Origin of the sequence: Paenibacillus solisilvae (assembly GCF_042656405.1) — a bacterium.
GTDB classification, from domain to species: domain Bacteria; phylum Bacillota; class Bacilli; order Paenibacillales; family Paenibacillaceae; genus Paenibacillus_Z; species Paenibacillus_Z solisilvae.
The window spans coordinates 199,871-207,984 of sequence record NZ_JBHSOW010000016.1 but is presented as its reverse complement, the minus strand read 5'-3'; the positions used below and the strand labels follow the sequence as shown (position 1 = coordinate 207,984).

Here is an 8,114-nt window from a genome sequence, read left to right as displayed (position 1 = left end):
TTTTACAGATTTTAAAACATTGAAAGGGGCTGCCCCTAAAGCCTATGGCTTTTGGGACAGCCCCTTTATAAACTTGACAGCTTAGGACGATCTCTTTCTTATAATTGGTGAGGATCGTAACCGTTCAGCACGTTTTCTATTTCAATGCAGGGGTTGAAAGAGGCATACGGCGATGATCCGTCCCTTTCTCAAATCCATAGGCCATCTGAATTAATGCAGGCTCGCTGAACGGTTTGCCCAACAATTCGATGCCCACAGGAACTCCGATTGGTGCCGTATCAGTCGGCGTTGAGAATCCTCCTTGGAAAGTAATCGCTGGGAATCCGGTCACCGAAGCTAATATTCCGTTTCGGTCAGCCTGAGAAGCTCCACCGGTATCGACGACCAACCTCTTTTGATGCGGATACAGCAAGGCATCCAAATGATTGTCGTTCAATACCTGCAGCATTTGTTTTTTCAGATTTTCCATCTTCGCCAACCTTGCTTTATAATCAGGCTGTTCCAGAGGCGAATCGATAGATTGGGCCGTTTTTAAAGTGTTTGCGATAGACGGATCGATTTGACCTATTGCAAGGAGCTCTTCAAGAGACTTTACAGGTGTTCCGTATTTTGAAAAATATTGGTTCAACACGGTTTTGATTTCGTATTTTTGGACATCGTAATCCTTGACGACTTGATCGGTATCCAAGTTCGGAACTGTAATCGGCACTAGAGTCGCGCCAAGTCCCTCCATCTCTTTTATTGCCTCATTCGTGACGAGATTGACTTCGTCGTGAACAGGTTGATTGCCGAAGAAATTTTGCAATATTCCGATTCGCTTTCCTTTGAGGCCGTTTTTATCCAAAGAACTTGTCAATTTGACAGGGATATGGCCTAGGCTTAAGGCGGTATATGAATCGTTCGGGTCAAAGCCGCGCATCGCATCCAGCATAATCGCAGCATCTTCAACCGTTCGCGCAATAGGTCCCGCTTCATCCTGCGTGAAAGATACCGGGACGATTCCGTCGATGCTTACTAATCCCTTCGTCGGACGAATCCCAACCAGATTGTCGGCAGATGCCGGAGAGCGTACAGAATTCACTGTATCCGATCCTGTTCCAGCAACCGCGAAATTAGCGGTAACCGAATCCGCTGTCCCCCCGCTCGATCCGCCCGGGGTCTTCGTTAAATCGTATGGGTTCAGCGTCTGCCCGCCTAACGAACTGATGGTCGTTCCGGACAAAGCAAGCTCATGCAGATTCGCCTTGCCCAGAATGATGGCCCCCGCGTCGCGCAATTTCTTGACTGCAAATGCATCGTCTGCCGGAGTAAATCCCTTCAGAGCAGCTGTACCTCCCGTTGTCGGCATTTCTTTCGTATTATAATTATCCTTCAAAATAATCGGGATCCCATATAATGGGCCTCTCGATTTAGTTTGCTTCCTTTCGGCGTCAAACTGGCCTGCTTCATCCAATACATGGGGGTTAATCGTAAGTATTGCATTTAATTTGGGCCCTTGATGATCGTAGGCTTGAATCCGGTCCAAATACATCTGCACTAACTGTTTCGAGGTGATTTTTCCGGTTTCCATAGCAGCTTGTATTTCATTAATGGTAGCATCCATGATGTTAAACGGCTGCTTTTTATAGATCCGCAAGGCTATCACGGACGCCTCGATCTCATTAACCGCTCTGCCCCTCCCGTAAATTTTGCCGCTTTCACCTTGAATGATGCCATCCTTTACAGCGGCACCAACTTCACCCGCATATTTGCTGCTTTTAGAAATATCCTCAAACAGCGCTTCTGTATCCTTCAATTTCAAGACACGGCTCACGATAATCGCCATTTCTTCTTTAGAGATCGGTTTGTTTGGCTGAAAACTGCCATCGGGATAACCGGAGATAAAACCGGAGGCAACTGCCTTGTCAATACTGTCTTTGAACATTTCATCTCCAGCTACATCCGTAAACGGGGAGTTCTTCACGGGAGCCATCGTCTGTCCAGCTAATTCAAGCGCACTAATCATTAGACTCACAAATTCGTCTCTCTTGACAGGCGTATTTTCCTGATGATCAGCCTGATTCGCAAGGAGAAGTTTGATGCGCTGCGCCGTATTTACTTCTTCGTCATCCCAGTACTTTGCTTTCACAGGAGCGGCGTAAGCCATACTCCCTATTGCGGGAATGGAGAATAAAGAAACGGTCAATAGTAAAGAGGTCACACTTCTTGTTAATCGGCGGCCAGGTTTTTGATGAATGTTATGTTGGGTGTTCTTTGGCGTAAACAGTTGGCATAACTCCTTTTAATTGAGATTAAAACCTTTAGATGAGCCCAAATATAATGTTACATAACTAACACTATTTAACTGTTTAACAGATCTTTAATCGCTTGGTCGACGAAGTCCGCATCCGATTTGTTAAGTCCTCTGCCGGCATAGTGACCATAAATACTTGGAATTACGCGAACTTGGGCATTTGGAATAAACTTCGCTTCATATTGAATGTCCTCAACCGGAAAATATAGATCCGTCTGTCCCGGAAGAATCATCGCTTTTGCCTTAATACGGCTTAAAGCTTTCTCGCGGTTGCCGTCACAACCGGGTGTCATGCCAATATCGCCGTGCTGCCAAGTCCAAGCCATCGATAGCAAATTGTTCGCATCTTTGCGCAGGAAATTGCCTTCCCAAAAACCGATCAGGAAATCCTCAAGCGATGAGTATCCATGCTCAAGATAAAGCCTTTGGTAATAAAAAGCTTGCGATAATCCCCATCCGGCATAAACACGCGCCAATGCCCTCAACCCGGTATTTGGCTGCTGGCTGTAGAATCCATTGTTCCAAGCCGCATCAGCACGCAAAGCATTTACAAACCCCTCAATAAATACAAAGTTGTGAGGGGTGGTGGATGCCGTTGCGCACCAAGGCGCAATACGCTCGACCATGTCCGGATAAGCGGCAGCCCATTGGAAAGTTTGCTGCGCTCCCATTGAATAACCGCATACGAGCGCCACACGTTCAATGCCAAATTTTTCAGTCACCAGCTTATGCTGACATTCGACATTGTCAAGTATAGTTATGCGGGGAAAACGTCCTTGATTGTATGGAGCCGGGGTGTTGCTGGGCGAAGAAGATAATCCGTTTCCAAGCTGGTTCAGCTGAATGATGAAATATTTGTCTGGGTCCAATGCTTTTCCTGCACCGATCATATATTCATCATTTTTATGAGTACCGGAAAAGAAGGTTGGAACCAAAATCACATTATCTTTATTGGGATTCAAAGTCCCGTGAGTTTTATAGGCAAGCTTTGCATTGCGTAAAGTAGCTCCACTTTTCAAAAGAACATCGCCTAAATTAAAAGTTTCATAATCCGTAATAAGGTCATATTCCGTCATATCGCTTGGTTCTCCTTCCTTGGTCAGCTGTTGTTACCAGCCAATCGCCAAACCATCGCCTCTCGGGTCGACGCCTCCGCTTAAAAAGCCTTGTTCATCAATCCGAATCGCCTGTGCATGCCCCATAACTCCATCAAAGTCAGTCACCACTTTTACCTCGTGACCCGCCTTTTTCAATAATTCAATCGTTTGCACGTCAACGCGATTTTCGATTTTTAAATCTGACGTGTTTTCTCCCCAAGTACGTCCCCATACCCACCTTGGTTCGTTAATGGCTTGCTGCGGATCCATGCCGTAGTCAATCATTCTCGTAATAATGGCCGTCTGTGTTTGGGGCTGTCCTTCTCCCCCTTGAGTTCCATATAATATACTTGGTTTGCCGTCCTTGCAGGCAAGCGCAGGCATTAAGGTATGGAAGGTTCTTTTATGAGGCTCCAGATAATTGACATGGCCGGGATCCAGCGAAAAAAATGACCCGCGGTTTTGCAGCAGAATCCCCGTATCTCCAGCGACAACGGCTGAACCAAATTCGAAATACAGGCTTTGAATAAACGATACCGCATTTCCTTCCTGATCCACCACTGCAGCATAAGCTGTATCGCTGCCCATTGAACCGGACGCTACACCTTGCTCGTGCTGCATATCAATTTGTTGAGCAAGTTCAGCAGCATAGCTTTTGCTTATTAAACGATCGATTGGAATATTGCTAAAATCAGGGTCAGTCAATACTTGATTCCGGTCACGGAAGCTGAGCTTTAATGATTCAATCAGCAAATGATAATATTCGAAGGAACCGTGAGGAATTTGATCCAGTTGATAATTTTCCAGCATATTCAATGTCATTAACCCTGTGAAGCCTTGTGAATTAGGCGGAACTTGATAAACGGTATAATCCCGATATGCAGTTGATAACGGTGTAACCCAGTTGCCCGTATGATCCGCAAAATCCTCTAATGTAAGGTATCCGCCATTGCTTTGTAAATAGGAAACGATTTTTTGAGCGATATCTCCTTTATAAAAACCGTCTCTTCCTTCTTGAGCAATGTATCGCAAGCTTTGCGCCAAATCTTTTTGTACAAATCTCTCACCGATACGGGGAATTGAACCGTTTGGCGTATAAATTTCGGAAGTAATTGGCATTTTAGACAGTATATCAATATTTTTTTCCGTGTTCTCGTGCTGATCTTTTGTAAATGGAAAGCCATTCACTGCGTACGAAATAGCCGGTTCCAATACTTCCGCAAAAGATAAACGGCCATATTCTTGTAAAAGCGCGTTCCAGCCATCCACCATACCCGGAACGGTAATGGCACTTTTTACACCGCGGTTCGGTATAGAGGCCTCACCCTTATATATTCCGGAATGAACCTTATAACCGGAACGTCCGCTGGCATTATAGGCTCGAATTTTTGAATCCTTGGCATTGTACATCAACCAAAAGGAATCTCCGCCTAAACTGGTCATATGTGGATATACAACCGCCAAACAAGCACTTACTGCAACAGCGGCATCAAACGCATTCCCACCCTTTTGTAATATTTGACTGCCTGCCATTGAGGCAAGATAGTGAGGGCTGACTACCATCGTTTTTGTGCCGACTATCGATTTGTTCATTTTTTTCCTCCTTACAGGAAACTCTAAGTGTCCTATCTTATCTTTCTAAGATCTCTTTTTTACTGAGGGGTGAAAAGGATGGCTGAACCGATTCCTGTTTCGTAAACATAAACAAAATACCGCCAATCAATAAAACCGCACCCGCTATATAAAAACCAATTTCAATCTTTCCGGTTGCTTGCGCAAAGTAACCTGTAATGTACGGAGCAAAAATCGAGGACAGCATCCCTGCAAAGTTAAAGAAGCTGTATGCTCTTGAATACATATGCGGTGGCGTATTTTCGGCAACAAAAGAGATAAGAATCGGGTCGAGCGCTAATTTTCCGACAAGTCCGTAAACGACCAAACCAACGATCATCAGAGAAAAATTATCCGCATAGGGAATTAAAAATTGACAGAAAGCACCGGCAAGTACCAAGAATAAAACGAGCGGTTTTTTATTTTTGACTTTATCAGAAATGTAGGCGAATAATAACGCCCCGGGAATGGAGGACCAAGGAACCAATGAAGAAATAATACCTGTTTGCGAACCTTGTATGTCTCTTGCTGTTTGCAAATAATAGGGCAGCCAAGTCAACATTCCGAAGAAGCCGTATAAGGAACAAAAGATCAAAATATACGTCAGTATGTGATTCCTTGTGAAAAGAAGTTTTAAATCAGACTTCGGTTGATCCTGATCGCTTACCAAAGCAACGCTTTTACGATCATCTTTTACAAAAATTCCGATCAGCAAGGCTACTATAACCGTTAATCCTGCAAATAAATAAAACGTGAACTGCCAAGGTTTATTCAATGTGAATGTAAAGTAGCTTGATGCAATAAAGCCAGCAGATATACCGACTGCCATACCGCTATTGATCATTGCGGAGGAGATGCCTCTATATTTGGCGGGGATGACACTGGAAGAAATCCCGTACGCAGGCCCGTAATAAGTTCCTTCTCCAAATCCGGTTATAACTCTGAAAAGGAGAAATACCGCGAAACCGGGAGCGAATCCGCTTAACAGTGTTCCGATACCAAATAAGATATACCCGCCCACCAAGACCTTAACTCTCCCAAAGCGATCCGCCAAATAACCCGCGGGAATTTGCATGGCAGCATACGCAATAAAAAACGCGGTCGACATCAAACCCAGTTGAACTTTATCAAGTCCCCATTCCTTGCCGATGACCCCCATGACTGGAGATAAAATGTTACGGTCGGCATACATAAATGCCCATCCAAGAGCAAACAACAAAATAATTACGATAGGCTTATTTGTTTTCATCTTGATGACTCCTCGTCCATTTTTTTTAGAACCTTTCCGCACTAACGCAATAAATCTGAATTCACCTCTTTCGAAAGACAATTTTCTACATCAAGGTAACATGACATTAAAAGTCACATTCATAGATGTGCACGATTTTGTTGTGCGTTTTTTAAGAATTTTGTCAGGTAATATTACATGAGTCAAAAATAGCACAGGGCTTCAATCCTAGTCAATATCTTTTTTTATAAAACGAAAGCATAATTGTTCGTTTATCTAAATAAGGTAATTAAAAATATTATTTATTGAAAAAAATGAATGCAATTGATATAATTATGTTGCATATTGAAATCATTAAAAATATAGAATCTGCTATGTTTTCATATGAAATGCGGCAATAATTAATGAACTGTTAGTATATCTCACATATAAAGGAGGACAGGAAAGCAATGGATTAATCCAGCGGTCTCGGAACAAAACAAACTCCTTTCTCTTCAGCCTATCGCTGAACAAGAAAGGAGCGCTGCATAAGCCAATGGATTAATCGCCTATTATCTGCTTGTGTTCGACCGAATGAAACTAAAACAAAAGGATGAGAACTACTATGTCTGTTACTAATCTTATTATCGCTATGGCCCGAACGGGTATCTTGGGATACGGCGGCGGCCCATCTGTAATTCCACTGATCCGTTATGAAGCAGTTACAAGATATAAATGGCTGGAAGATGACGAATTCGGAGAAATTCTTGCTCTGGCCAATGCGCTCCCGGGTCCGATTGCGACAAAAATGGCGGCATATCTTGGCTACCGCTTAAAAGGAACGATAGGAGCTGTGATTGCGGTTCTTGCACATATCGTGCCGACAAGCGTTGCAATGGTTGCCTTACTGGGCTTCCTTTACTCCCTGAACCACTCACCCATTGTTGCAGGGATGATCAACGCGGTGCGACCGGTAATTATGGTAATGCTTGGCATAATGGCTTATGAATTTGCTGCCAAAGCGTGGAAGGGACTTGGTAAAAAAATGGGGATCACCTTGGGTATTATAGCCTTTCTACTTCTATCCATAATCAATATTCACCCTGGTATCGTCGTCGCTATCTTTTTAGCCTACGGAGCATTTCATTTTAAAATCGCGGAACGCCTCAAACATAGAGTAGATAAAGGGAACGGGGTTTCCTTATGAGTTGGTGGGATATTTTTTGTGGATTTTTAGTAGCTAACGTACTTGGATACGGCGGCGGTCCTGCATCGATTCCCCTTATGCAGGAAGAGATTGTAAATCATTACGGCTGGATGACAAATGGACAGTTTGCAGACGTATTAGCTGTGGGAAATGCTTTGCCAGGGCCGATTGCAACCAAGCTTGCCGCCTTCGTCGGCTATGAAGTTGGTGGTTGGATCGGATTTTTGATAGCGACTATAGCAACCGTTGTCCCGTCGGCTATCGCTTTGATTGTGATGTTACGGATTCTTAATCATTACCGGCAATCGCCCGCAGTGAAGGGCATGACCCTTCTTGTACAGCCGGTAATCGCCGTTATGATGGCCGTATTAACGTGGCAATTGTCAAACGTTTCGATGGGGTCGATTGGCATTTGGCAATCTCTAGGTATTTCCATGGTCGCCTTCTGGGCATTAACAAAAGGAAAAATCCATCCTGCTTTTGTGATTATTGCCGCTTTCGTTTATGGGGGATTGGTTTTATCCCACATGACCCTCTGATGAGGGTTTTATATGCATGGCGGGTCATGGCCAAGCTGCTTTTTAGTTCTGAAATGAACTGCGCCCCCGCTTTAGACTGCACCGGCAAACCGGTGCTGCTTTCCCATTCCGTTTCTATTGAAGTATACTCTTTCTATAAGACATTTTTATTATTAAGGAG

At 44.0% G+C, this 8,114-nt stretch carries 6 protein-coding genes; 2 read left to right on the top strand and 4 right to left on the bottom strand.

The features are described from left to right. Positions 1-136: 136 nt before the first annotated feature. The 4 genes from ACFPYJ_RS05290 to ACFPYJ_RS05275 all read right to left on the bottom strand — a co-directional run bounded on the left by ACFPYJ_RS05290 (position 137) and on the right by ACFPYJ_RS05275 (position 6,250). On the bottom strand, positions 137-2,146 hold the full coding sequence (locus ACFPYJ_RS05290) for an amidase family protein (protein ID WP_379187004.1): 2,010 nt from the start codon (positions 2,144-2,146) through the stop codon (positions 137-139). 194 nt (positions 2,147-2,340) lie between these two features. Further along, entirely contained in the window at positions 2,341-3,369 is a 1,029-nt protein-coding gene (locus ACFPYJ_RS05285; protein ID WP_379187003.1) for an alpha/beta fold hydrolase, read from the bottom strand. A 33-nt stretch (positions 3,370-3,402) separates the two neighbouring features. Beyond that, a complete protein-coding gene (ggt, locus tag ACFPYJ_RS05280) occupies positions 3,403-4,983 on the bottom strand; it encodes a gamma-glutamyltransferase (RefSeq protein WP_379187002.1) in 1,581 nt (526 codons plus the stop codon). A gap of 37 nt (positions 4,984-5,020) precedes the next feature. After that, positions 5,021-6,250: an MFS transporter gene (locus ACFPYJ_RS05275; protein WP_379187001.1), complete on the bottom strand. Its 1,230-nt coding sequence runs from the start codon at positions 6,248-6,250 to the stop codon at positions 5,021-5,023. A gap of 583 nt (positions 6,251-6,833) precedes the next feature. On the opposite strand from ACFPYJ_RS05275, the gene ACFPYJ_RS05270 reads away from it, so the two are divergent. Both ACFPYJ_RS05270 and ACFPYJ_RS05265 read left to right on the top strand, forming a co-directional pair. Next, positions 6,834-7,415, top strand: a complete 582-nt coding sequence (locus ACFPYJ_RS05270) for a chromate transporter (RefSeq protein WP_379187000.1) — start codon at positions 6,834-6,836, stop codon at positions 7,413-7,415. Continuing rightward, on the top strand, positions 7,412-7,954 hold the full coding sequence (locus ACFPYJ_RS05265) for a chromate transporter (protein WP_379186999.1): 543 nt from the start codon (positions 7,412-7,414) through the stop codon (positions 7,952-7,954). The genes ACFPYJ_RS05270 and ACFPYJ_RS05265 overlap by 4 nt, the downstream gene beginning before the upstream one ends. Positions 7,955-8,114: the final 160 nt, after the last annotated feature.